This window comes from Pseudoalteromonas sp. T1lg75 (assembly GCF_002964705.1).
Taxonomy (GTDB): domain Bacteria; phylum Pseudomonadota; class Gammaproteobacteria; order Enterobacterales; family Alteromonadaceae; genus Pseudoalteromonas.
This window is the reverse complement of record NZ_PQCD01000033.1, coordinates 472,048-496,910: the sequence shown is the minus strand read 5'-3', so window position 1 is coordinate 496,910 and position 24,863 is coordinate 472,048. Positions and strand designations below refer to the sequence as shown.

At 49.5% G+C, this 24,863-nt stretch carries 22 protein-coding genes; 15 read left to right on the top strand and 7 right to left on the bottom strand.

What is annotated here, in order from left to right; translation table 11 throughout:
* Positions 1-209: 209 nt before the first annotated feature.
* The 3 genes from C2M36_RS08800 (at position 210) to C2M36_RS08790 (ending at position 1,521) form a co-directional block, all read left to right on the top strand.
* Positions 210-608, top strand: a complete 399-nt coding sequence (locus C2M36_RS08800; protein ID WP_158678901.1) for a hypothetical protein — start codon at positions 210-212, stop codon at positions 606-608.
* A 236-nt stretch (positions 609-844) separates the two neighbouring features.
* Positions 845-1,132, top strand: a complete 288-nt coding sequence (locus tag C2M36_RS08795) for a hypothetical protein (protein ID WP_105254582.1) — start codon at positions 845-847, stop codon at positions 1,130-1,132.
* A gap of 164 nt (positions 1,133-1,296) precedes the next feature.
* Entirely contained in the window at positions 1,297-1,521 is a 225-nt protein-coding gene (locus C2M36_RS08790; RefSeq protein WP_158678900.1) for a hypothetical protein, read from the top strand.
* Positions 1,522-1,738: 217 nt separating this feature from the next.
* Here C2M36_RS08790 and dnaJ read toward each other — a convergent pair whose 3' ends face one another.
* The gene (gene dnaJ, locus C2M36_RS08785; protein ID WP_105254580.1) at positions 1,739-2,869 is read right to left on the bottom strand and encodes a molecular chaperone DnaJ; all 1,131 of its coding nucleotides are present in this window, start codon (positions 2,867-2,869) and stop codon (positions 1,739-1,741) included.
* An 84-nt stretch (positions 2,870-2,953) separates the two neighbouring features.
* On the bottom strand, positions 2,954-4,870 hold the full coding sequence (gene dnaK / locus C2M36_RS08780; protein WP_105189067.1) for a molecular chaperone DnaK: 1,917 nt from the start codon (positions 4,868-4,870) through the stop codon (positions 2,954-2,956).
* A 185-nt stretch (positions 4,871-5,055) separates the two neighbouring features.
* Between dnaK and C2M36_RS08775 the strand changes: the two genes are divergently transcribed.
* The 5 genes from C2M36_RS08775 to C2M36_RS08755 all read left to right on the top strand — a co-directional run bounded on the left by C2M36_RS08775 (position 5,056) and on the right by C2M36_RS08755 (position 9,599).
* Positions 5,056-5,547 carry an acyl-CoA thioesterase gene (locus C2M36_RS08775; RefSeq protein WP_105254579.1) on the top strand — a complete coding sequence of 164 codons (492 nt, stop codon included), beginning with the start codon at positions 5,056-5,058 and terminating at the stop codon, positions 5,545-5,547.
* An 8-nt stretch (positions 5,548-5,555) separates the two neighbouring features.
* Positions 5,556-5,846, top strand: a complete 291-nt coding sequence (locus C2M36_RS08770; protein WP_234399129.1) for an acyl-CoA thioesterase domain-containing protein — start codon at positions 5,556-5,558, stop codon at positions 5,844-5,846.
* A gap of 240 nt (positions 5,847-6,086) precedes the next feature.
* Complete coding sequence (locus C2M36_RS08765; protein ID WP_105254577.1) at positions 6,087-7,313, top strand: paraquat-inducible protein A; 1,227 nt, start codon at positions 6,087-6,089, stop codon at positions 7,311-7,313.
* The gene (gene pqiB, locus C2M36_RS08760; protein WP_105254576.1) at positions 7,306-8,964 is read left to right on the top strand and encodes an intermembrane transport protein PqiB; all 1,659 of its coding nucleotides are present in this window, start codon (positions 7,306-7,308) and stop codon (positions 8,962-8,964) included. Before C2M36_RS08765 ends, pqiB begins: the two co-directional genes overlap by 8 nt.
* Positions 8,964-9,599, top strand: a complete 636-nt coding sequence (locus C2M36_RS08755) for a PqiC family protein (RefSeq protein ID WP_105254575.1) — start codon at positions 8,964-8,966, stop codon at positions 9,597-9,599. The genes pqiB and C2M36_RS08755 overlap by 1 nt, the downstream gene beginning before the upstream one ends.
* A gap of 110 nt (positions 9,600-9,709) precedes the next feature.
* Here C2M36_RS08755 and C2M36_RS08750 read toward each other — a convergent pair whose 3' ends face one another.
* Positions 9,710-12,586, bottom strand: a complete 2,877-nt coding sequence (locus tag C2M36_RS08750; protein ID WP_105254574.1) for an insulinase family protein — start codon at positions 12,584-12,586, stop codon at positions 9,710-9,712.
* 186 nt (positions 12,587-12,772) lie between these two features.
* Between C2M36_RS08750 and C2M36_RS08745 the strand changes: the two genes are divergently transcribed.
* On the top strand, positions 12,773-13,186 hold the full coding sequence (locus C2M36_RS08745; RefSeq protein ID WP_105254573.1) for an MAPEG family protein: 414 nt from the start codon (positions 12,773-12,775) through the stop codon (positions 13,184-13,186).
* Here the strand turns inward: C2M36_RS08745 and C2M36_RS08740 are convergent.
* Entirely contained in the window at positions 13,183-13,938 is a 756-nt protein-coding gene (locus tag C2M36_RS08740; RefSeq protein WP_105254572.1) for a peptidylprolyl isomerase, read from the bottom strand. The genes C2M36_RS08745 and C2M36_RS08740 overlap by 4 nt on opposite strands.
* A gap of 235 nt (positions 13,939-14,173) precedes the next feature.
* Between C2M36_RS08740 and C2M36_RS08735 the strand changes: the two genes are divergently transcribed.
* Both C2M36_RS08735 and ushA read left to right on the top strand, forming a co-directional pair.
* Positions 14,174-14,359, top strand: coding sequence for a hypothetical protein (locus tag C2M36_RS08735; protein WP_105254571.1), 186 nt, complete (start codon positions 14,174-14,176; stop codon positions 14,357-14,359).
* 133 nt (positions 14,360-14,492) lie between these two features.
* Positions 14,493-16,112: a bifunctional UDP-sugar hydrolase/5'-nucleotidase UshA gene (gene ushA / locus C2M36_RS08730; protein WP_105254570.1), complete on the top strand. Its 1,620-nt coding sequence runs from the start codon at positions 14,493-14,495 to the stop codon at positions 16,110-16,112.
* On the opposite strand, the gene C2M36_RS08725 is transcribed toward ushA, so the two are convergent.
* Entirely contained in the window at positions 16,099-17,088 is a 990-nt protein-coding gene (locus tag C2M36_RS08725; protein ID WP_105254569.1) for a hypothetical protein, read from the bottom strand. The genes ushA and C2M36_RS08725 overlap by 14 nt on opposite strands.
* Positions 17,085-17,975, bottom strand: coding sequence for a hypothetical protein (locus C2M36_RS08720; protein ID WP_105254568.1), 891 nt, complete (start codon positions 17,973-17,975; stop codon positions 17,085-17,087). Before C2M36_RS08720 ends, C2M36_RS08725 begins: the two co-directional genes overlap by 4 nt.
* A gap of 208 nt (positions 17,976-18,183) precedes the next feature.
* Between C2M36_RS08720 and C2M36_RS08715 the strand changes: the two genes are divergently transcribed.
* Entirely contained in the window at positions 18,184-19,026 is an 843-nt protein-coding gene (locus tag C2M36_RS08715) for a S1/P1 nuclease (protein WP_105254567.1), read from the top strand.
* Positions 19,027-19,117: 91 nt separating this feature from the next.
* Positions 19,118-22,297 (top strand): TonB-dependent receptor, encoded by a 3,180-nt coding sequence (locus C2M36_RS08710; RefSeq protein ID WP_105254566.1) that lies wholly within the window; start codon positions 19,118-19,120, stop codon positions 22,295-22,297.
* A gap of 52 nt (positions 22,298-22,349) precedes the next feature.
* Here C2M36_RS08710 and C2M36_RS08705 read toward each other — a convergent pair whose 3' ends face one another.
* Positions 22,350-22,796, bottom strand: coding sequence for a MarR family winged helix-turn-helix transcriptional regulator (locus tag C2M36_RS08705; protein WP_105189079.1), 447 nt, complete (start codon positions 22,794-22,796; stop codon positions 22,350-22,352).
* A gap of 114 nt (positions 22,797-22,910) precedes the next feature.
* Between C2M36_RS08705 and hmgA the strand changes: the two genes are divergently transcribed.
* Together hmgA and maiA are read left to right on the top strand one after the other, a co-directional pair.
* Entirely contained in the window at positions 22,911-24,212 is a 1,302-nt protein-coding gene (gene hmgA / locus C2M36_RS08700; protein WP_105254565.1) for a homogentisate 1,2-dioxygenase, read from the top strand.
* Positions 24,212-24,838, top strand: a complete 627-nt coding sequence (gene maiA / locus C2M36_RS08695; RefSeq protein WP_105254564.1) for a maleylacetoacetate isomerase — start codon at positions 24,212-24,214, stop codon at positions 24,836-24,838. Before hmgA ends, maiA begins: the two co-directional genes overlap by 1 nt.
* The last annotated feature ends 25 nt before the right edge of the window (positions 24,839-24,863 follow it).

Genomic DNA, 24,863 nt, shown 5'->3' with positions numbered 1-24,863 from the left:
GATTTACGCACTATACTGATCCCTCTAACAGGTTTGGTTTCAAAAAGCCGGTACCACTAGAGACATTGCAGCGTTTAGTAGCGTGATACGCCATCGCAGAGGAAAACGCGGCGATTAAGGAAATTTGCGACCAAGCAAACGCTCATCAAGGGTGTGCAATCTGATGCACACCAGGTTGATCAGAGGAAACTATGAAGGTGCCTCTTTGTTTGGGATTATTTTTAACTTACCTCGTTTACCAAGCAGGGCAAACGCCCTTTTATGTGGGTGCGTGGCAGTTCAATGAAGCCAAAACACTGGCAAGCCTGCTCTCGCAACAAGAGATCCCTGCCCAGGAAAGACTGATGCTGAAGGATAATATCAACTCGGGTATTGTCCATGTCCTGCGTCAGGATGCCTTCACCACCTACCCGGCAGATCGCATGCCGGAGCAGCTGACCTTCACCCCCTATAAGCTGGAACTTCTCGGTGAAACGACCATTAGAACCACCTATTTCAATCGCGCCCAAAGAGCGGATATCATCCAGATCCTCACCTTTGAGGACAACTGCTACTATGTGCGTGCAAGTAAATGGCAATTTAAGAAGTATTTTTGCCGAGTAGAATAAGGGTAGAAAAACTACACACAAGCTAGGTTTGGCGCGTCAGGCACTCCCTTTTGGTATGCAAACCATGGCTTGGTAAGGCTTATATAACGCTTATCGCTTAACTATAACGACGCCGTCTAAAAACTCAGATTAAAACCTTTAGCGTGAGCTTGTTGCACCCTAGGTATGCTGCTAACTTATTGCTGTAATAGAAAAAAGCAATCCCTATCAGGTCAACAAGTCGAGCAGGTTTGAATTTGAATAACGAGCAACGTAACAAAATAATAAGCACAAGCTGGGAGCTACATAGCCTTGTAGAAAGTGGTTATTTATCCCACACCGCGGCACAAGGGGATCCCCTGTGGCTTGAAAAACAACGTATATTGCTCGCTGACATGGCAATTCACCTGCTGCAAACGTCACTCCAGCCCGGCGACCTCGAATTAGAAAAATTAAAAAATAACCTGCATGCAATTTTAACCATCTCGGATCAATTTTTACCTCAGAGCGGGCTCAAAGAGGTCACTAAAGATATCTATAAATAACCCCCTCTACGTGACGCAAACTTCGAGGTTAATCAACCGGTAGTCAGCTAGCTCCTTTCGCCTCTCTTCACACCGAGCACCTAAACTGACGCAGATATGCCCGGGTAGGCTCATCGTTTTTACACTAGAGTTAAAGTATCAGACTTTAGTGAGCGGAGGCGAGTATGCTTTTAAAGAGACTCAGGGTGTTCACTCTGGTTTTGGTCTGCCTGCTGCTGACCTGGTTTGTGCAGGCCGAGTACAGTTACTGGCAGCAACAGCGCCAGTGTGTGCTGCGCTGCGAACAATTAACACAGGTGAAAACAGCCATCGATGATATCCGTTACAGCGACAGCGCCGAACTATGCCGCTGTAATATTGAGGAGGGGCAAGCCATTTTGCTAAATTGAGCCGGTGTCAGCAGGCATAAAAAAAGCGCCTTAAGGCGCTTTTTCACTATTTTCTGATACCAAATCTGTTAAGTATGTGATCAGATATAGCGCTGGATAAATGATGTGATCACAAGGCGGAATTTTCCTTATGTAGTTATTCTACATAGAAAAATTCCAACACAGTGAGCACGATATTTAGCCCGCTAGAATGATTAGCTATTTAAGTGAATTGGTATTACTTAGTCAGGTCATCAAAGAACTTTTTAACGCCATCGAAGAAACCCTTCTCCTTAGGACGATACTTTGAGCTGTCTTTGCCCATGCTCTTTTCCAACTGCTCCAGCAGCTCGCGTTGTTCGCTGTTCAAGTTAACCGGGGTTTCAATCACCACTTTACAGATCAGATCACCCACTGAGCCCGAACGCACCGATTTCACACCCTTGCCACGCATACGGAACATTTTGCCCGTTTGCGACTCGGCCGGTACTTTTAGTTTGGCACGGCCATCCAAGGTCGGTACCTCAATCTCGCCGCCAAGGGCTGCGGTGGTGAAGCCAATTGGCACTTCGCAATACAGGTTATTGCCATCGCGCACAAAAATCGGGTGTTCACGCACACTCACTTGCACATAAAGATCACCCGCTGGCGCGCCATGGGCACCCGCTTCGCCTTCGCCCGCCAGGCGAATACGGTCACCGGTATCAACACCCGCCGGAATTTTCACCGATAGGGTCTTGGTTTTTTCTACTCGACCTTGGCCATGACAGCTGTTACAAGGGTCGGAGATAACCTGACCTGTGCCCTGACAGGTTGGACAGGTTTGTTGTACCGCAAAGAAGCCCTGACGCATTTGCACCTGACCAGCACCATGACAGGTGTGACAGGTTTTCGGCGTTGAGCCTGCTTTTGCACCGGAACCATCACATGGCTCACAACTCACCCAGGTCGGTACTTTAATTTCGACTTCTTTACCACGCACCGCCTCTTCCAGGCTTAGGTCCATGTTGTAACGTAAATCAGCACCGCGTTGCTGACGAGACTGACGACGGCCACCGCCGAAGATGTCGCCGAATACGTCGCCAAAAATATCACCGAAGTCACCGCCACCACCAAAGCCGCCGTGACCACCGCCACCGCCTTGTTCAAATGCAGCATGACCAAACTGATCATAGGTTTGTCGTTTCTGCGCATCGCCAAGAATTTCGTAGGCTTCTTTCACCTCTTTGAACTTGCTTTCAAGTTCCTTGTCGCCGGCAGTACGATCCGGGTGATATTTCATCGCCAGGCGCTTATAAGCCTTTTTAATGTCGCGGTCACTGGCGTCTTTGGCTACACCCAGTACCTCGTAATAATCGCGTTTTGACATATCTACCACTATTTTTAAAATTCTACATACACTAAGGGCGCGTCAAGCGAATTCCGCCAGCGCGCCCCGTGTGCAACAAGTGAATTACTTGTCGTCTTTCACTTCTTCAAACTCAGCATCAACAACGTCGTCGTCTTGCTTAGCTTGTTGCTGGCTGCCTGCATCGGCGCCGCCTTGCTGCTGGGCTTTCGCTTGCGCGATTTCCATTAGCTTTTGTGACTTTTCAATCAGGGCTTGAGTTTTCGCATCGATTTCCTCTTTGCTTTCACCCTTAATTGCTGTTTCTAGCTCAGCAACGGCCGCTTCGATTGCTTCTTTATCTTCTGCAGGTAATGCGTCACCGGCTTCTTCGATTTGCTTACGCGTACCGTGAACCATGGCATCGGCCTGGTTACGAGCAGTTACAAGCTCTTCGAACTTTTTATCCGCTTCGGCATTCGCTTCGGCGTCACGTACCATTTTTTCTACTTCTTCGTCGCTTAGACCTGAAGAAGCCTGGATAGTTATCTTCTGCTCTTTACCTGTGTCCTTGTCTTTCGCAGACACGTGTAGGATACCATCGGCGTCAACATCGAATGTAACTTCGATTTGTGGTTCACCACGGCGCGCCGCACGAATACCTTCAAGGTTGAACTGACCCAGTGACTTGTTGTCGGCTGAACGCTTACGCTCACCCTGTAACACGTGGATAGTTACTGCATTTTGGTTATCTTCAGCAGTCGAGAATGTTTGCGACTTCTTCGTTGGAATAGTCGTGTTTTTCTCGATTAGCGTGGTCATAACCTGACCCATGGTCTCGATACCTAGAGACAATGGGATAACGTCCAGTAGTAGTACGTCTTTAACGTCACCGGCTAGTACGCCACCTTGTACCGCAGCACCTACAGCAACAGCTTCGTCAGGGTTCACGTCTTTACGTGGCTCTTTACCGAAGAACTCGGCAACCGTCTTCTGTACCAGTGGCATACGTGTTTGACCACCCACTAGGATGATGTCGTTTACGTCGCCTACAGATAGGTCGGCATCGGCCAATGCTTTCTTAAGTGGCTCGATAGACTTAGTAACTAGGTCTTCTACCAGTGACTCAAGTTTCGCACGAGTCAGTTTCACGTTCATGTGCTTAGGACCTGATGCGTCTGCTGTAACGTATGGCAGGTTCACTTCAGTTTGCTGTGCACTTGAAAGCTCAATTTTTGCTTTTTCGGCTGCTTCTTTAACACGCTGCATGGCTAGCGGGTCGGTACGCAGGTCGATACCTTGCTCTTTTTTGAACTCGTCAACTAGGTAGTTAATAACACGGTTATCGAAGTCTTCACCACCTAGGTGTGTATCACCATTGGTCGCTAGTACTTCAAAGGTGTGCTCGCCTTCAACTTCGTCAATCTCGATGATTGAGATATCGAAGGTACCACCACCTAGGTCATATACTGCAACCACGTTGTCGCCTTGTTTACGGTCCATACCGTAAGCAAGTGCCGCAGCCGTTGGTTCGTTGATGATACGCTTAACATCAAGACCTGCAATACGACCGGCGTCTTTAGTTGCTTGACGCTGTGAGTCGTTGAAGTAGGCAGGAACCGTGATTACCGCACCCGTTACTTCTTCACCAAGGTAATCCTCGGCGGTCTTTTTCATCTTTTTCAGTACTTCGGCTGAAATCTGAGGTGCAGCGCGTTTTTCGCCTTTCACTTCTACCCATGCGTCGCCATTGTCTGCTTTAACAATTTTGAACGGCATGATGCCGATATCGCGTTGTACTTCTTCGTCTTCAAAGCGACGACCGATAAGACGTTTGATCGCAAATACTGTGTTTGTAGGGTTTGTTACCGCCTGACGTTTCGCCGGCTGACCTACTAGCGTTTCACCGTCTTCGGTAAACGCAATGATTGAAGGGGTAGTGCGATCGCCCTCGGCGTTTTCAATTACGCGTGGCTTGTCGCCATCTAGTACTGCCACACAAGAGTTAGTAGTACCTAAGTCGATTCCAATAATCTTACCCATGAATCTTCTCCAACTTCAAAAATCTGTTTAACTGTATGATGCTTACTAAATAGGGGTCAGTTTTGCTAATTCAAGCGTGAACCATAAAAAAAATTCGTTTTTTTGAAATTTTTTTCACTTTGGCCACTCTACAAACAAGGTTTAGGCGTTAAACTGGTCGGACAAGAACGAAAAGGAATCACATTATGACTTTTGATCAGCTTATGGCCTTGGTCGGTGAAAAAGACACGCAAACCCTGCAATTCCCGGAGTCATGGACTCAAGGTCGCACCGCCTTTGGCGGGCTCTCCTGTGCCTTTGCTTTGCAATCCATGTTGCTGCATTGCCATGACGAGCGCACCCTACGCTCCTTTAGCGCCCAATTTGTCGGCCCCATCGCCCCAGATGAGCCCTTTACCTTGTCTTTTAACTTGCTGCGAGAAGGTAAAAATTCAAGCCAATATGCGGCCACCATTACACAACATAACCAGGTCTGTTTAACCGTGCAGGGCTTGTTTGCTAAAGACCGAGCGTCCATCGTTGAAGTACCATACGCCCAATTGCAGGGGAAACAGGCACCTAACGCCGAGCAATGCTTGCCCTTTGTGCAGGGGGTGATGCCCAATTTCTTCCAGTATGTGGATTTAAATTTAGTTGCAGGTGGCATGCCCTACAGTCCAGCCAAGCCACTGACTTAAGTGGCTGGATGCGCTTTAAAGAACAAACGCACAATTATGACTGGACTCATCTTATCGCCCTAATAGACAGCTGGCCGCCGTCGCAGCTTCAGGTTTTCCCAAGCCCGGCACCGGCCAGCAGCATGAGCTGGCATGTGGAATGCCTGCATCTGCCCAGGCTTAGCGCCGGCCAGTGGGTGGGCGTGGATATCACCACCACGGCTGCCCACAACGGCTACGCCTATGAAGACGCCACCTTATACACAGAGAGCGGCGATGTGATAGCCCAGAGTAAGCAAACCGTCGCCTTGTTTGCGTAGCGCAAAACCCATCATTATCCCGTCGGTGCCCTGGGCACCGACCGTCCATTCGAATCATCGCTAACTAGGCACCACCTCTCGCCTCGGTCTTTTCTGCCTTTCAGGGGATCCCGAAAAAAGCATTTTTATCATTGCCAGTCACCACTTAGCTGCATTTGTGTAACAATAAGTTACTAGGATTAAGCGGCTAAAACGGCTATTCTTAACGGATACGTGGTAATTTATCATTTTCGGGAAATCATGCGTCTAGCCTGCTCACATTGTGATTTCATTGTTGAAGTTCCTGACTTAGCAGCAGGGCAAGTCGCAAAATGCCCCCATTGCCGCAGCCAGATTAATCTGCGCACCGAAAATAACGACTCTCAGGTTGTCGCCCTCAGCCTAAGCGCCATCTTGCTGTTACTCAGCTCAGTGTTTTATCCCTTTATTTCTTTTTCCAGCAATGGCCTGACGCAAACCATCACCCTGCCCGATGCCGGGCGTATGCTGTTTAACTACGACAGTACCCTGCTTGGAGTGTTTATCGACTTCAGCATTATTATCCTGCCATTGATGATGTTGCTGTTATTGGTACCCCTGCATATGGGCTTGCTGCGCAGCCTGCCCAAACAGTGGGGACGGCGATTACTGAAATTCACCCTGGCGCTGGAATTATGGGTGATGTCCGAGATTTTCCTGGTGGGCGTGTTGATCAGCATGGTGAAAATCATGAGCATGGCGGATGTCTCCTTCGGGCAAAGCTTTTGGGCGTATGTGGGGTTTGTGATCTGTTATATCGCCGCCTTGAGCCGGGTTAACAACGAACGCCTGTGGCAACAAATCAGTCCCTATCAGGAAATCCCGGTAAACAGTGGCATTCGCGCCATCGATGCGCAATTAAGGGCCTGTCATGTGTGTCACCAGTTGACCACCGAAAAACAGTGTCCCCGCTGTCACAGCGCCACCCACTTTCGCAATATGAAAGGGCTGCAACAAGCCGCGGCCTGGTTGCTAACCTCGGTATTACTCTATATTCCAGCCAATGCCTTGCCCATTATGTACACCACCAGTTTAGGTGCTAAGGAGCCGTCCACCCTGATCGGCGGCGTCATTTTGCTGTGGGAAATGGGTTCCTACCCGATAGCCGCCATTATCTTTTTAGCCAGTGTTGTGGTGCCCTTGGCCAAGGCCTTGGTGTTGGCCACCTTGTGCGTGCTGGTGTATCGCCATGTTGGCAGCCGCTCGAGCACCTATACTCGTTTGTACCAGGTCACCGAGTTTATTGGTAAATGGTCGATGATCGATGTCTTTGTGGTCGCCCTCTTGGTGGCCTTAGTACAACTGGGAAATTTAATGTCTGTGGAGCCGGGGTTCGGCGCCATGTGTTTTGGAGCTATGGTGATCTGTCAAATGCTCGCCGCTCATTCATTCGACCCAAGACTAATTTGGGATCCCCCTGAACAGGTAAAGGGAGTGGTAAATGACTAAACCTGCATTCATACAAGCCGCGGCGAGAATTTCACCGATTTGGTTGATCCCCTTGCTGGCGCTGTTTGTCGGTGCATGGATGTTGCTTGAGTATCAATTGGATAAAGGGCAAACCATCTATATTAAAATGGTCCATGCCGAAGGCATTGTCGCCGGTAAAACGGAGATCAAGGTACGTAGCGTAAAAATAGGCACGATCGATGCTATTCGTCTCGCACAGAGTCAAGACCACGTGATCGTACGTGCCCAAATCGATAAACATTACGACTCCTTACTGAGCGAAGATGCCAAAATGTGGGTGGTTAAACCCCGTATCGATGAAACCGGCGTCACCGGGTTTAGCACCCTGCTCTCGGGTGTGTACATAGAATTTGCCCCCGGTGAAAGCGACAAGCTGGTTAACCGTTTTGAACTGTTAGAAGAACCGGCCCTTATCGGTAATGATGTGCAAGGAGCCCGCTATAAACTTTCCAGCCGCAACGCCGAGGTGCTTGATGTCGGCACCGGCGTCTACTTTAAAGGTTATCGTATCGGCCAAATCGAAACCGCCCACTTTGACTGGGACCAACAGGTAATGCGCTACGGCCTGTTTATTAACGCACCTTATGAAAACCTGGTCACCTTGAATACGATCTTTTGGGTGCAGGCCGGTCTGGAAGTAAACCTAGACGTCGATGGGATCAGTGTTAAAACGGGCTCTCTATCCAAGCTGTTAAAAGGCGGCATTTCGTTAGGCATCCCAGAGGATAACTCTCCTGGACCGGTAGTAAAAGAAGGTCATAGTTTTAGCCTTAGTGAAAGTTATAGCGCCGCACTCGAGCAACGCTTTTACGATTTTGACCACTACCTGATCCAATTTGAACAGTCGATCCGCGGTCTGCGCGAGGGTGCGCCGGTGGAATACCGCGGTATGCGCATCGGCACAGTGGAACAGGTGCCCGCCGAAGTGCTCATCGACGGCGCGCCTGCCCACTTCGGTGACACCACTAACGCCGTACCCGTGCTAGTGCGCATCGAGTATGGCCGTCTTTATCGTGACACTCAACAAGCAAGAGAATATTGGCAATCCCGGGTCGAGGGTTGGCTGGCCGAGGGCTTAAGAGCCTCGCTAAAACCCGGTAACCTGCTCACCGGTGCCGTTTATGTCGATTTGGATATGTACCCGGACGCTGAGCCGGCGGTGCTCACCAAACGCGGTGAATACACGGTTTTCCCAAGCACCTCCAGCGGCATCTCGGCCTTAGCGAACCAGCTAAACGACGTGCTTAACAAGGTGAAAAACCTCAAGGTCGAGCAAAGCCTGTCTCAATTTGAGCAAACCATGGCGAATTATGAGGCTTTGGCCGCGGATATGCGTACCTTTATTAATGAACCAGCGACCCGCGCCCTGCCCGGCGATATCAGCAAGGACATGGCCGACATCAGCCAAAGCATGCGCCAGTTCGAGCAAAGCATGGAGCAATTCGAGATCACCATGGCCAGCTTCCAAAATGGTTCTGGTATGTACCAAGAGTTGCAAAGCACATTACAGCAGGTGCAGCGTCTGATGGACGAGCTGCAACCCCTGTCACGAGGCCTAAACGAACAGCCGAATATGCTGATTTTCGACAAGGAGCTGCCCGTAGACCCCACCCCAAGGAGTAAAGATTAATGTCGCGATTACTTTCATTATTGGCTGCTTGCGCCTTGCTAGGTGCCTGCTCAAGTAGCAGTACCAGTTTGCATCACTATCAGTTGCAGGGCTCCGAGCAAAATACGGACTCGAGCGGGCCCACGTTATTTAGCCGCGATCACCTGCAAAGTGAGCACTTATTGCGCCTGAGCCCTATTGCCGTGCGCGGCACCTTGAATAATCGCGCCATGGTAATTAAACGCTCCGCGCATCAGGTATACAGTGCCAACTATCACTTTTGGGCCGACGCACCTGCGCAATTGCTGGCAACCATGGCGCAATCACAGCTGATGCAAGAGCTGGATAAGGTCATGGTGGTCAAGGGAGCGGATGTATACGCTGAGCAGTTGCAGGCCTCATTTTTCCAGCTCGATGTCAGCATAGAGCAATTTAATGGTGGTTTGGATAACAATGCGGAAATAGCAGGCACCTGGCGACTGTCTAAGGTTGATGCCAAGGGCAAGCTGCATGTGTTGAAGATTTCGCGCTTTTATCACAGCCAAGCCCTGGCCGAAGATGGCTACGAGGCCTTGGCTAAGGCCTTAAGCCAAGCCTGGCAACAAGCCTTGAGCGAGATGAGCGCCGATATCAATACCCTGATAGCTAGTGCCTAAGCGCAGTCTGTTAATTGACGCCACGCCGTTAATTGCGTTCCCTAGTTGGCATTAACGAGTGGTCAAATCAGGAAAAGAAAAAGGCTCCCTTGGGAGCCTTTTTTAACTGCTTATTGCCAGCTGACGGTGCGGTGGAAGTCGGCCACCGACTCTACCTTAGTTTGCTTGGGCAAATCGGCGAACGGCTTGTCGGCAAACTTGGTCCCGCGCAACTGCACGTTTAAGCGTGCCGCGTCTGGGTTCATCATGGTCTGCTGATAGAAGTCCTGCATATCTTTAAGCGTTAGTGCCTCAACGGCGGCCAACAACTTGGCGCGACTGTCGAAATCAAAACGCTCACGATACCAATCCGGCATCAAACGACCGAGCTCGTCGGTCAGATTCTTCGGCTTCTCTTTGAGCGACACCAAAGCGGCGTTCTTTAACTGGGCAAAGGTGGCTTCGTCCAGCTCGGCTAGCACCTTGGCGTACTGCGCCTTAAACTCATCAAAGCGCGCCTGCATGGCCTTGGCATCCTTCACCGGCGTTTGGATATACAAACCGATACCCGCATAGTCTTCCAATGGACGAGCGGTGGCGCCAACGGCATAGGCGAGCTGCTCTTCGGTACGCAGCTTATCAAACGCCACGGTACGGAAATGGCCCTGTAACACGGCGGCGGCAGCTTTTTGCGCGTAGCCCGGCTGCGGGTGATACGCCATATCGATAATGGCCACATCGGCAACCTCTATGTCTTTTTGCACTACATAGGTCTCACCGGCTTTCGGCTGCCAAGTTTTCGAACGCGTGTAGGCGCTGTCTTTTTGCTGCTCAGGCAAGGCCTTAGCAATGCTTTGAGCAATAGCGGCGACACTCTTATCGTCATAGTTACCAAAGGCAAATACGCGAACATTGTTACGGCTTAATACCTCGTCCATCAGGGCATTGAGATCCGCAACGCTGAGGCTATTTGCGGTCGCAATCAGCTGCTCGGTGTCATGACTACCAGAGCGCACCAAGTCCGAGTACAGACCGAAGGCTTGGTAGAAGGGGAATTGCTTCTTAGCATTTTGCAGACTGCGGGTATAACGGTCCACCGCCTGGGCAAAGGCTTGCGGCTCAACGTCTAGCTTCAGGTTACCCAAGGCTTCGCTCAGTAGTACCGGCTGCTTGTCGGTAAAACCGCCGACACTCAAGCTAAAGCCATTGCCCGGGTCCATATTGACCGCCATACCGGCGATCGCCGCCTCGGTTGACAAGGCCGCTTGGGATAGGCTGTATAGGTCGGCCCATAGGCTGAGTAAGACCCCGGCCTTGATATCCTGTTGGGCTTGCGGGCTATTCACATACACCTCAACCACGCCCTTGGGCTGCTCGGCAAAGTACTGGCTCGGCTGTAACCACACCTTGATGCCATTTTTATCATAGCTAACCGTGGGTTTTTGCTGGCTATTATCCGCGGCAGTTTTGATGTCGAAGTTTTCCGGTAGTAAGCGGTTTACGCTAGGCAGAGCCAGCGCAAACTGACTTGGCTGCTGCCAACTCGCCTGCTCTTCGGCACTGATGTCCTCAATGCGGTATTCGCCATCATAGAAGTGCAACTTGCTGTCGGTTTGCTCTTCCTTAGACACATACCACACGCGCAATGTGTCGGCATTTAGCTGACCTAGTACGTCATTGATGGCACGCTCGTTAAATTCGGCGTAATAGTAAGGTGCGTTAATGGCATTGTTAAGCGGGTAATCCTGCATGCTTTGAGTAAGTGCCGACACATAGCTGAACTCGTCGCTCTTTTCCAAGAACTGGAACTGATTATTAAGTGAGGTGCGGATTTCGCTAAAGTACTTGGCATCAACACCATTGGCCTTGATCAACTCAATATAACGCATAATGGTGGCGAGAATTTCTTCGCGGTTTTGCATGCCCGCATCGGTTAATTCAACGCTAATACTCAACTCACCGTAGTTGCCGTATTTATTATAGGCATCGGAGGCACTCAATTGTGAAACCCAGCCTTTATCGCGCAAGATTTGCGCCGGGCTGCCCGGCATTTCATTGCTTAGCAGGTATGACACGAAGCGGTTAGGCTTGTAGGCAAAGTCGTCACGGTTGTTCTCAATAATAAAATCAAGCCTTAGCTGTTTTACGTCTTCGTTTGGCTTGTAGTGGACTCGCTTGCCGCCAACCTTGTCGTAGTTCAGCTCGTGGGTCACGCTTGGCTTTTCAATGCCCTTATTCTTAATATCGGCAAAATATTGTTTTGCCAGCTGGCGCATTTCACTTAGGGGACGATTAGAGATCATCGCCACCTTCATAATGTTTGACGAATAGTAGGTGTTATAGAAGTCAACAGTCTCTTGGTGCAGCGAGCTGCCTTCTTTATCGCCCAGGGTTTCCAGGTTACCAATGAGGAAACGGTTGGCCGGGTGCTCACCCATCATTTGGCGAGCAAGTTTAAACTGACCAAAGAAGTCCATTTCGCGGCGCATCGACCACTCGGCGTTAACCGCATTTTTCTCTTTATCCGTGTATTGCGGGTACAGCTTGGGCGATTTAAAGAAGTCACTAAAACGATCCAGGGCTTCACCGTAGGCGTCGTTATTCACCTTGAACATATAGTTGGTGATATCCAGCCAGGTGTACGCATTATGCGCGCCGCCATTTTTGGTCATAAAATCGCTGTAGCCCTGGGTGTCGGGATAGCGCTCGGTACCAAGAAACAGCATATGCTCCAAATAGTGCGCCATGCCCTGTTGGGTCATGGGGTCATGCAACAGGCCTACACCAACACTTAACGCCGCCGCCGATTTTTCGGCGCTTGGATCGGACACCAGGATCACCTCGATTTCATTATCGAGTTTTAGGGTCTCGTAGGCACGCTTATCGTTAGGGCTAACTACCAGGGTTTCTGGCACTATTTGTTGGGCGCCGGTATTCGGCGTTGAGGTGGCGCTGCAACCGGCCAACACGGCCAGTGCTAAGGCACTGAGGACAATTCTTTTCTTCATTATGCTGAATCTTATTAATGGATATTACCGCTCATAATCAAAAATCACCGGTCAAAATGCAATAGAAAAACACCCAAGTTTGTAACAGATTATGAAAAGGTTGTTTGCTTCTTGGCCATGAAATTGTAATAACTATGCTACACCACATGGTATTTTTGCTAATTTCAGACCAAAAGGAGTCTTATTTTGACCAGCCAGCTTATTCTTGCCCTGTTTGCCCAGGTGCTTCTGACCCTGATTGTGATGGTAATTATGGGGCGCCGTCGCTTTGCGGCAGCGAAAAAGAAACAAATACAGATGCGCCAGTTTGCCACCATGGATCTCGGCAATGCCCCCGAGCAGGTGCAGGTGGCCGGGCGTAACTTTATCAATCAGTTTGAAATCCCGGTGTTGTTTTATGTGGCCGTGCTCTGTGCCCTCACCACCAACATCTCGGGATATGCATTTGTTGCCCTGGCCTGGCTGTTTGTGGCAACGCGGGTAATTCACAGCGTCATCCACTTAGGCACAAACCACCTGCGCAGCCGCTATTTTACGTTTTTAGCTGGCTGCCTGGTGGTATTGGCCATGTGGTTGACGCTGGTTTGGCAACTAATTTAGCGCGCAGTACGGCGACGGAGCGCTACTAACAAGGCCAGTGGCGCAAACCACCATGCGGCGCCAGAGTCGGAGTCTGAGCTCTGCTCCACCTCGTCAATCAGGGTATTTTCAACCGGGTTCAGATCGATTGCCGAATTTGGATCGTTATCGATAACGATAATGTCATTGATCATCACCAGGTTGGCACGCACCGCATCGTCGCCTTGGCTGCACTGCTCTGTACTGTAATCCACCATGGGGATTTCGCCGCAGGTCTGCAACGCATTAATGGCGTTGACCACCTTCATGCCCTCGCCCATCACCTGACCAAATACGGTGAAGCCACCATTTTGCAGATCCAGGTTGGCACTGTTATCGCTGATGTTGAAAAACCACTGGCTGGTCGCGCTGTTTTCATAACCGCCACGCTTGGCCATGGCGATGGTACCGGCGACATTGGAATACACCGGCTCATTGATAATGGGGGCTTGTGTTTCAATGGCTTCGGCCTGACCATCAAAGCGGTATGCACCGCCTTGAATAATAAAATCCTCAACCGAGCGATGAATATAGGTCGACTGATAGTCGCCACGATCTACATAACCAAGAAAGTTAGCTACCGTCTCAGGTGTCTGTTGGTCGAAAAGGTTAACCTGAAAGCTACCTTGTGAAGTTTGAAACTCCACAATGGTGGCATGTGCTTGTGGAGCAAGGGTTGCAGCGGCGATAGCCAAGCCGCCGGCCAAGCTGGTTGCAGTAATGGAATATTTCATAAAGTTCCTTGTTTATTTTTTTCGCCTACCTTAGCGTCCTCCGCCTATTTTCTCCACGACTACCTGAGTACAAAAACAAATTGATACTTAAATGTAAACAGGGATTACATTTGTCTCGGTTGTTTATAATAAAAAGTTATAAAATTTTAAATTATAAAACAAATTGAACTTATCAAACCCGCTCCAATTGCCTACTATGGTGCGCACGATTACAGCAACTTGTAGGGCAGTGACCATGAACAACAATAACAATGTCATTTGCGACTTTGGTGTGCATAAGGGCGAATCTTATAAGCAGGTGCCCGCTTGTTTCCTCAATTGGATGATAGGCGTCAATCACCAACAGGCAGATATTGCCAAGGCCGAACTAGCACGCCGCGAGCAAGCGGTACAAAACAGCGTAAATACCACAAGCCACTAAAGCAAAAGGCAATAACCCCTTTACCACTGAGGTAAAAAGTTAGAGTAAATAGCCTAATTAGGCTTTGGTGCTAATGAAATCTTCATAAAACTGCATTAAGATCGGCGCACAACTTCTCCAAGGGGATCGTATCGTGCGCCTTTTGTTTTTATTTTCCGCCGTTTTGCTCGGCGCCTGCACACAATCAAGCAACATGGATGTCGCGCCAAAAGCGCCCGCCAACACCCAATACCTCACCGTTTTACATACCAATGACCATCATGGCCGTTTTTGGCCCAATGCCCAGGGTGAATATGGCATGGCCGCCCGAGCCACGCTGTTAACTGAATTACGCAGCCAAGCCAAAGCCCGTAATGATGCGGTGATCCTGCTCTCCGGTGGCGATATCAATACCGGCATTCCCGAGTCCGATCTGCAACAGGCAGAGCCCGACTTTAAGAGCATGAGCCTGCTCGGCTATGATGCCATGGCCATAGGCAACCACGAGTTTGATAACCCCCTGTGGGTGCTTGAGAAACAGCAAAAATGGGCAAATTTCCCACTTTTAAGTGCCAACATTTTAAACAAAGACGATGGCAGCCATGCCTATCAGCCCTATGTCATACTCAATAAACAGGGGCTTAAGATAGCGGTCTTTGGCCTCACCACCACGGATACGGCCAAAATAGCCAACCCGGATTTTATTGGCGGATTCGATTTTATCGACCCGGCCAAGGCAGCCCAGGCCATTTTGGCCGATATGCAGCGCCAGCAAGCGGATGTGATTATTGCCGTCACCCATATGGGCCATTACACCAATGCCGAGCATGGCATTAATGCCCCGGGCGATGTCACCTTAGCACGACAACTTACCCCGGGCGCCATAGACATGATCATAGGCGGCCACTCGCAAGAGCCTGTGTGCATGCAAAGCACCACTACCGCCGTGACAGATTACCGCCCGGGCATGCCCTGCCAGCCGGACAGACAAAATGGCACCTGGATTATGCAAGCCCATGAGTGGGGCAAGTACGTGGGAGAAGCGCGCTTTGCTATCCAAGGTGAGCAAGTTACCCTGCTGAGCTATCAACTGCACCCGGTCAACCTAAAAGATAAGCAAAACCAGTGGGTTGGCGACTATATTGAGCCTGATCAGAAGATGGTGAACTTTCTGACTCCCTACCAGGCCAAGGGCCAAAAGAAATTGAGCGTCACCCTGGGACAGACGCAAATACGCTTCGAGGGCGACCGTAACAAGGTACGCTTTATGCCTACCAACCTGGCACAACTGATCACCGAAGCTCAGAAACAACATGTAAAGGCCGACTTTGCGGTGATCAGCGGCGGCGGAATTCGCGACTCCATTGCCGCGGGCGAGATTAACTACAAGGACATTCTGCGCGTACATCCGTTTAAGAATCGCATTGGTTACATCGACTTTAACGGCAAAGAAGCATTGGCCTATATTCGCAAGGTGGCGGCCTACCCGGCTGACTCAGGCGCTTATGCTCATTTTAATAACGTCACTGCCATTTGCGACGCCGGTACATTAACGTCAGTGCGTATTAACGGTGAGGAAATTAAGGCAGAAAAGACCTACCGTATGAGCATTAACAGTTATAATGCCGCCGGCGGTGATGGTTATCCAAGATTGAATAACGACCCCCGCTTTGTCGACAGTGGCGATGCGGATGCCAGTATTCTAAGCGCCTATGTGCAGCAGCACAGTCCGCTTGATGCCATTAAGGTCCCAGCAGCCTTTACTTGCCAATAACTTCGAAGGCCGAGACATCGGCAATGCTCAGCCCATAGTGATGAACCCGTGAACGCGAACCTTCACCGTGGGCTTTGGGCGGAAAGTAAGCGTCTTTTTGCTCTACGTCCTCTGCAAAGACCTCGTCTAACGCAGCGCGGATTTCGCTCAGTGTTTTTTCCAAGCTATTACTGAAGTTGGGTCGTTTACGAATGGTGTGCCCCAACTCGATTAGGCGTGAGAAATATTTATGCGCCAAATCCAATAACTCAGCCGGCACATCTTTATTTTGATTTAGGGTTACCGTAGGGTGCTCAATGGCAAAATCCAACAGTGCCAGATAAAAACACAGTGGCTTATTGGCCAAGGTGACCCGCTCGCCATGCTCGCCGTAACGAATGCTTTTATCTGCTAAATCCAGCAACAGACTCTTTTTCTCTACCCTTGGCTCCGGCTCTTGCGCCAAGACCTGTAATTTCTCTTCCATGGCCTTAAACCAGGGCCATATAAACAAGGCCGCAAACAGGCTCAGCAGTAGTGGTAAGGCACTCACTCCCCCATGCAGCGGCATGGGCACCAAGGAATAGCCTATGGTCAACTCACCCGCGCCGGGGCGCTTTAACAACAAGCGCTTATCGGCCTGTGGGCCGGTTACGACCGTGGTACCTAGTTGTTGCAAACGCAACGGGTAATTGTGGGCCTGCAAATGAGTATTGAGCTCCTCTATGTAGGCCTTGGTGCGCTCAATATCCGCAGGCACCTCCAACAAGGGATAAGCCAAGCCAATGTGCGCGCTGTCTAGGGCGATACGTGTTTTCAACTGGGACAGGGCCTGCGCCTGACTCTGCTGCCAACTACCTAGCGCACCCAGGTAATAGGCGAGCATACTTATCAATAAGGTGCCGAGCGTAAATAAGGTAATGGCCTTTTGTGCGTTAAAGCTGCGCGGGGTAACGCGCCTGCGCAGCAGCGAGAGTACTAAGCGTCGGGTACTCATAGCCCCGCTCCTATGTATTGGCCACCGCCTTGTTGGCATTGCCAGTAAGGTTTTGCGCCATTGAAATAGCTGGATGCGCGCGCTTGTGCCAGGGTCATCAGTGTGGTTTGAATGGCACAGGCGAGATCCGGATTATCCGCCGCCCGTTTTAGATACCAATGACTGCCACTGATATTGCTGCCGATGGCGGTTATATAGTTCTCGGAAAAGCGCTGGTGATCCGATTGCTGCCAATAGGAAGAAATTATATCCAACTCACCCTGTGCGAGCTTATCACGCAGTGCGCTGTGGGAATTAGCAAAGGTGATATCCAGGCTATCGAGGTTAATATCTAAATCCTTAAATACCTGTTTAGGAATGATGTGTCCCGAGCGACTGGTGGGATAGTCGATAAGTCCGATACGCTTATCGAGAAAATACGCCTTTTCCAGCTTTGGCTTTTCATGGCTGGCAATAAAGTAAGCTGTGTAACTGGGGTAACCAATGAGCGGCGTATAGCCATAGGTATTACGGGCATCAAAGGCATGGATCAAATTGTCCTTAGCCAAAATCAGATGCGCCAAGCCTTTACCAAGAAAATTGACCTCGTATTGAGACGAGCCGCCCCAATAAGCAAAGACCTCGCCGTATTGTTTTGACACCACTTCATTGGCGCATAACTGCTGTGCCAGCTCACTCGCTAAAAGTTGGCTAGGGGCAAACAGAGTTAATGTGGTTTTATTACCTTCGCTCAGGGTGTTACAGCTATAAGAAGTAGTGAGCACGGATTCTAACGGAGGCAAACGCGCGGCCAAGCGATACTGACCAACAAGATAACTAATTAAGCCAACAATGGTAATAGTTGTTAATATCAGCGCGCTGTCACGCCAGCGTTTGATTGATTGCAACGGACTTTATAGCTTATTGAAATTGCGTTGCCGTCATTTCACCAGTTATTATTACTTATTGCAATAGGTAATTTTATTAGTAGCCCATAACCTTTTGTTTTAATAGATTTATTAACAAGTAATTATGAATCCCGTTAAGTCCTTTTTTTTCACTCTAAAAACTCGGAAAATTTAACTCACAGAGCAACTATGCAACTTGATAACAACAATGGATTTACAGCTGATTCGTAGCTCATTTAAGGCCACCTTAATGGCCATGCTGATGATAGGTACCACCTTTGGGATCACCTTTGGCAACCAAGCATGGGCCTGGGGTGCAAATGGTCATCGTATTATTGGGGCCATCGCCGAGCAACACTTAACCCCCGAGGCCAAAGCGCAAGTGCTGGCTATTTTGCAAGGACAAAGTTTGGCACGCGCCAGTACCTGGGCCGACGAAATGCGCTCCGCACCGGGTCCATTTTGGCAACGTCAATCGTCACGTTGGCACTATATCAATATCGACTCAGAGCAGGCTTTTTTAAACACCGAGCACCATGCCCACAGCGATAAAGCAGATATTAAAGATGCCTACAGCGCCATTCTTTCGGCCATGTCGGCACTGAATACGCCCGACACCAGCGCCGCCAACAAGCAATTTTATTTACGTTTTTTAATTCACCTAATTGGTGATATTCATCAGCCCTTGCATGTGGGCCGCAGCGCCGATCGCGGCGGCAACCGCATCAATGTCGAATTTTTCTCGCAAGTGACCAACCTACATCGCCTTTGGGATACACAATTAATCGCGCACCAGCAATTGTCATATTCCGAATACAAAGATTTTATATGCTGTACCCAAACTCAAGTCGCCCAAAATAAAAACGTTGACGTCAAGGGCTGGCTCCTGGAGTCGCATCATCTGGCCAGCAAAATCTATCGCCACAGCGATGAGCGCTTAGGCTACGAATATGTATATCAATACCAAACAATGATGGAACAACAACTACGTCGAGGCGGCTTACGCCTGGCGGCGCTGTTGAATCAGTTATACCAAGAAACCGCGGCCTAGCCGCACAAAAATAAGTATCGGCCCACAGGTTATGAGGCCGAGAACAATGAAATGTTTAACTAGATAAACTATTAACACGGGAAACAACAACATGAAAATGCAACTTAGGAAAACGGCCATCTCAGCTGCTATTGCGGCAACAATGGGTGTATCCACTGGTGCTTTTGCAAACGAGACGTCATCATCCATTAAAGGCCAGATCACTGGCCCTGCCGGCAACCCTGCTGCCGGTACCGTGGTGACCATTATCCACCTACCAACCGGTTCATCAAAAACCGCCGTTGTTAACGACGCTGGCTACTTCAGTGCCAAGGGTCTACGCGTAGGTGGTCCATACAACGTCATCATCGACTCTGATAAGTTTGAAGATCAGTTGATCGAAAACGTCCAGCTGTCACTGGGTAAAGAATACCCGGTAACCGTGCAGCTACAAGCAAAAACCGATATGGAACAGATCGTGGTAACCGGTCGTCCTATTAGTTCATTTTCTGGCGGTACCGGTCCTGCAGCCACCTTCACCCAGGAAGACCTAGAAACAGCACCGGCCATCAACCGTGACCTGACCGACATTGTTCGCGCCGACCCGCGTATTTACGTAGACGACAGTCGTGACGCCATTCACTGTGGTGGTGCTAACCCGCGCTTTAACAGCCTAACGCTTGACGGCGTGCGCATGAACGACAACTTCGGCCTTAACTCAAACGGCTACCCAACGGTACGTCAACCGTTCTCATTCGACGCAATTGAGCAGGTTGCCGTTGAGATGGCCCCTTTCGATGTACAATACGGTAGCTTTACATCTTGTAATATCAATGCCGTATCCAAGTCTGGTAGCAACGAAATTCACGGCGGCGTATTCTTCGACTACACCAATGATTCAATGAAGGGTGACAGCATAGAAGAGATCGATGATGACATTGATAACGGCGATTACAACGAGAAGCGCTATGGCTTTAATGTTGGCCTGCCCCTGATCAAAGACAGCCTGTTCCTCTTCACTTCGTATGAAAAACTCGAGGGTGTACAACAGTTTAGCTATGGCCCTGTTGATAGCGGCTCTATCTCACAAGCGGATATCGACCGTATTCGTGACATCACCAAGAACGTATATAACTATGACCTAGGCAGTATGCCAGGCAGTATGCCGGTTGAAGACGAAAAAATACTTATTAAACTAGACTGGAATATCAATGACGATCACCGTGCCAGCCTAGTTTACAACTACAATGATGGTTTTGCGCTGTCGCAATCCGATGCCGACAATGACGAACTGGCTTTTTCTAGCCACTTCTATGAGCGCGGCGCTGAATTCACTTCTATCGTGGGTTCACTCTACTCGGACTGGAACGATAGCTTCTCAACCGAAGTGCGCATAGGTAAATCAGACTTGGACGCGCGTCAAAAGTCTCTAGACAGCGCCAGTGGATTCGGTGAATTCCAAATTAAGGCAGCAAATGGCGATACCGTTTACATTGGTCCCGATGATTCACGTCACTCTAACGACTTGGACTGGGATAACTTCACAGTTAAGCTAGCCGGTACCTACTACCTAGATCAACACACAATCACTGCAGGTTACGAATATGAAGACTTAAATGTATTCAACTTATTCGTACAGCACACAGAAGGCGAATTCCGCTTTGGTTCAATCGATGAATACGAGCAAGGCTTTGCAGATCGTGTTTATTATTACAACGCCGCGGGCACCAATAACCCTGACGATTTAGCAGCAGAGTTTTCATATCAAGTACATTCATTCTATGTGCAAGATGAATACAGCTTCAGCAATATTGATGCTACCTTGTTGTTCGGTTTACGCTACGACAAATATAACAGTGACGACTATCCAAATTACAATGCCAACTTCGAGAAGCGTTATGGCTTCTCTAACCAGCAAAACCTAGACGGTGTTGACCTGCTCCAGCCACGCGTTGGCTTTAACTGGTTTGTGGATGAGGCCCTTGAAGTACGCGCAGGATTTGGCCTTTACTCGGGTGGTAACCCGAACGTTTGGGCGTCTAGTGCCTATCAAAACGATGGGGTGACCCAAATCCAGCTTACCGAGTACGATGTGGATCTATTCAACACACCAATGACCAACTTTGATGGCGGCACACCGGGCTTTGATATTCCACAATCACAGTTCGATGAAATTGCAGACACGCAACCGGGACTTGGTGACTCAGCTACACATTCAATCGACCCTGATTTCGAGCTTCCATCAGAATGGAAATACTCAATCGGCGCCACCTACACGTTCGAAAACGAGTATGTCGTAAATCTAGACATCTTACATACGCAGAAAAATGACTCGGCAACTATTAGAGACCATGCATTACAGCAAGCAAGACATCCTGAAACTGGTGAGCTTATGTATTCCTTTGACGGTCGTCCTTTTTATGAGTCAAAGCCTGACCCTCTAAACCCACAAGGGCCAGGCCGTAACCAAGAATATATGCTAACAAATGTCGATGGTGATGCTGGTGAATCGACCATTATTTCTGCGGCTCTTAGTAAAAGTTACGACAATGGTATCGACTTCACCATCGCCTACGCCTACACGGACTCAAAAGACGTTAACCCTATGAATAGCTCGGTAGCTGCGTCTAACTACAGCTACTTTACTACAACCAACCCGGGCAACCCTGGTGCACATACGTCTGATTATGAAGTACCGCACCGCTTTACCTTCAAGCTTGGCTATACACACGACTTCTTCGATGGTTACTCAACGCGCTTTAGCCTACTGGGTCAAGCGAGTGAAGGCCTACCTTATAGCTATGTATATGATACGGCGGATAGCCAGTTTGGCGATTTCAACAACTATGGCTACGGCTCGCGTCAGTTGCTTTATGTACCGCTTGAGAACGATCCTAACGTTGTTTATGCAATGGACAAAAACGAGCTGGCTGCATTCAATCAGTTCATTGAAGACGAAAACCTAAAACGCGGTTCTATCACGGGTCGTAACAGTGAAAATGCCGAGTGGTTTGTTAAGTTCGACCTAAAAGTAAGCCAAGAGCTTCCTGGCTTTATGGAAGGTCATAAGGGCGAAGCCTTCTTCGTTATCGATAACCTGACTAACCTGCTTAACGACGACTGGGGCACCTATAAGAAGGGCTCATTCGGTGGTAACCGCATGGTTGATATGGAAATCGACGAAAACGGTCGTTACGTGTATACGGGTTTCAACGAAGGCAAACAAAACACGGGTGTGGAACGCGATGCGTCACTTTGGGAAATGCGTATCGGTGTTCGTTACACCTTCTAATAGCCTTTAACGCGAATTTGCGCCTGGCGCAAAGTTAAGCCAAGGCCCATCCCTACTGATGGGCCTTTTTTATATCTGCAGCACGCAGCTCCAAGCGGCACAAAAGATCCACCAACAGTGCCTTCTCTTGCTCTGTAAATCCCGCCAGCAGTTCCTGCTGCCAGTCCAAAGCTTTTGGGATCAGGGCATCAAATTGCAACCTGCCCTGCTCGCTCAAACGCACCTGTTTAGCGCGTTTATCCTTGTCACACGCACTGACCGAGAGCCAATCCAGCTGTTCTAATTCATTGATCGCCCGCGAGGCCGTCGATTTATCCAACATGGCCTTAACGCACAACTGCTTCGATGTCAGCCCATCCTCCACCTGAGCCAAGTGGCAAACAATACGCCATTGCGGGTTGGTCAATTGCCCCCCATAGACCTGGGCAAAGGCCTCGCTCACCTTGGCGCCACTTAAAGTCATCAAATAAGGAATAAAGGTTTCCAGCTTAAAAGCCATAGTCTAGTTACCATTGGTTAGCGTAAATAATTTCTTACACCCGAATTATAAATGGGATTTGAAATTAGTCTCACATGAGAGTATCTTCAAACACAATACAACAGGAGTGACACCATGAGCAATAACAGCCTTAAATATATGACTGGCTTTGGCAATGAATTTGAAACCGAAGCCCTCGAAAACGCCTTACCAATAGGCCAATTCAGCCCACAAAAAGTAAACTATGGTCTGTACGCGGAGCAATTTTCCAGCACCGCCTTCACCGCGCCTCGCGGCGAGAACCGCCGTACCTGGCTATACCGCATTCGCCCTTCAGTAATTCAAGGCGATTACGAGCTAATGGACAATGGCCTGCTACGCTCAGCCCCTATTACCGAAGTGCCTACGCCACCAACCATGTTGCGTTGGAACCCGGTTGCTATCCCAGAGCAAGCGACCGATTTTATCGATGGTCTAGTAACCATGGCCGCCAACGGCAGTGTAAATGGCCAAGCCGGTATCGGTATTCATATTTATGTGGCCAACCAGTCAATGGAAGGTCGTTATTTCTACAATGCCGACGGTGAAATGCTGTTTGTGCCTCAACAAGGGCGCCTACGCCTAAAAACCGAATGCGGTATTTTAGAGATTGGCGCCGGTGAAATTGCGGTGATCCCGCGCGGCATGAAGTTCTCGGTAGAATTACCGGATGGCCCGGTACGTGGTTATATCTGTGAAAACTATGGCAATCCGTATATTTTGCCAGAGCGCGGCCCGGTTGGCGCCAATGGTTACGCCAACGACCGTGACTTCCAATACCCAGTGGCGGCATTTGAAGACATCGAAGGCGACTTCGAGATCGTGGCTAAATTCAGCGGTCAGCTGTATCGCGCCGATATCAAGCACTCACCTCTAGACGTTGTCGCCTGGACGGGTAACAGTGCCCCGTACAAGTATGACCTGGCACGATTCAATGTCATGAATACGGTAAGCTATGATCACCCGGATCCGTCTATTTTCACCGTTTTGACTTCACCTTCGGGCACCCCGGGCGTGGCCAACGTTGATTTTGTGATCTTCCCTGAGCGCTGGATGGTTGCCGAGCACACCTTCCGCCCACCTTATTATCATCGCAACATCATGAGCGAGTTCATGGGTCTGATAAAGGGTGTGTACGACGCCAAAGAAGCGGGCTTTGTGCCGGGCGGTTCAAGCCTGCACAACTGCATGTCACCTCATGGCCCAGAAGCAGAAGTATTTGAAAAGGCTAGCAATGCTGAGCTTGAGCCGGTACGCTACGAAGACACACTTGCCTTTATGTTTGAGTCGCGTTACATCATAGCGCCGACCAAGTACGCACTCGAGGGTCAGGAGCGTCAAAGCGATTACCTAGATTGCTGGAAAGGCATTAAAAAGCACTTCAACGGAGCTAAGTAATGAAATTATATAGCTATTTTCGCTCTTCGGCGGCTTATCGGGTGCGTATCGCCCTAAACCTTAAAAACGTCGATCACGAATTAGTACCGGTTAACCTACTCAAGTCGGAACAACAAGGCGAAGACTATTTGGGTAAAAACCCCCAGGGCCTATTGCCGGCGGTAGAGACGGAGCAAGGGGTGCTGGCGCAATCACTGGCCATTCTTGAGTGGCTTGATGAAACCACGGAGCAGGCGCCATTGCTCAGTGGCGATGCCTGGCAGCGCGCACAAATTCGCAACCTGGCCTATGCCATTGCCGTGGATATTCACCCGCTTAACAACCTGCGCGTATTGAAATACCTGAGCAATGAGCTGGATGTGAGCGACGAGCAAAAAACCAAGTGGTACCAAGACTGGATCATTACCGGCTTCGACAAGGTCGAACAGCTGCTTGGCAACACAGAGTTTTGTTGTGGCGACCAGCCAAGCCTGGCCGACGTATGCCTAGTCCCGCAGGTATTTAACGCCCTGCGCTTTAAGGTACCCATGGATAAGTATCCGAAGATCATGGCAATTTACCAGCATTGTAATACCCTTAAAGCATTCGCAGACGCCGCTCCAGAGCAGCAAATCGACGCACAATAAGGGCCACAATGCGGCTTTTGATAAC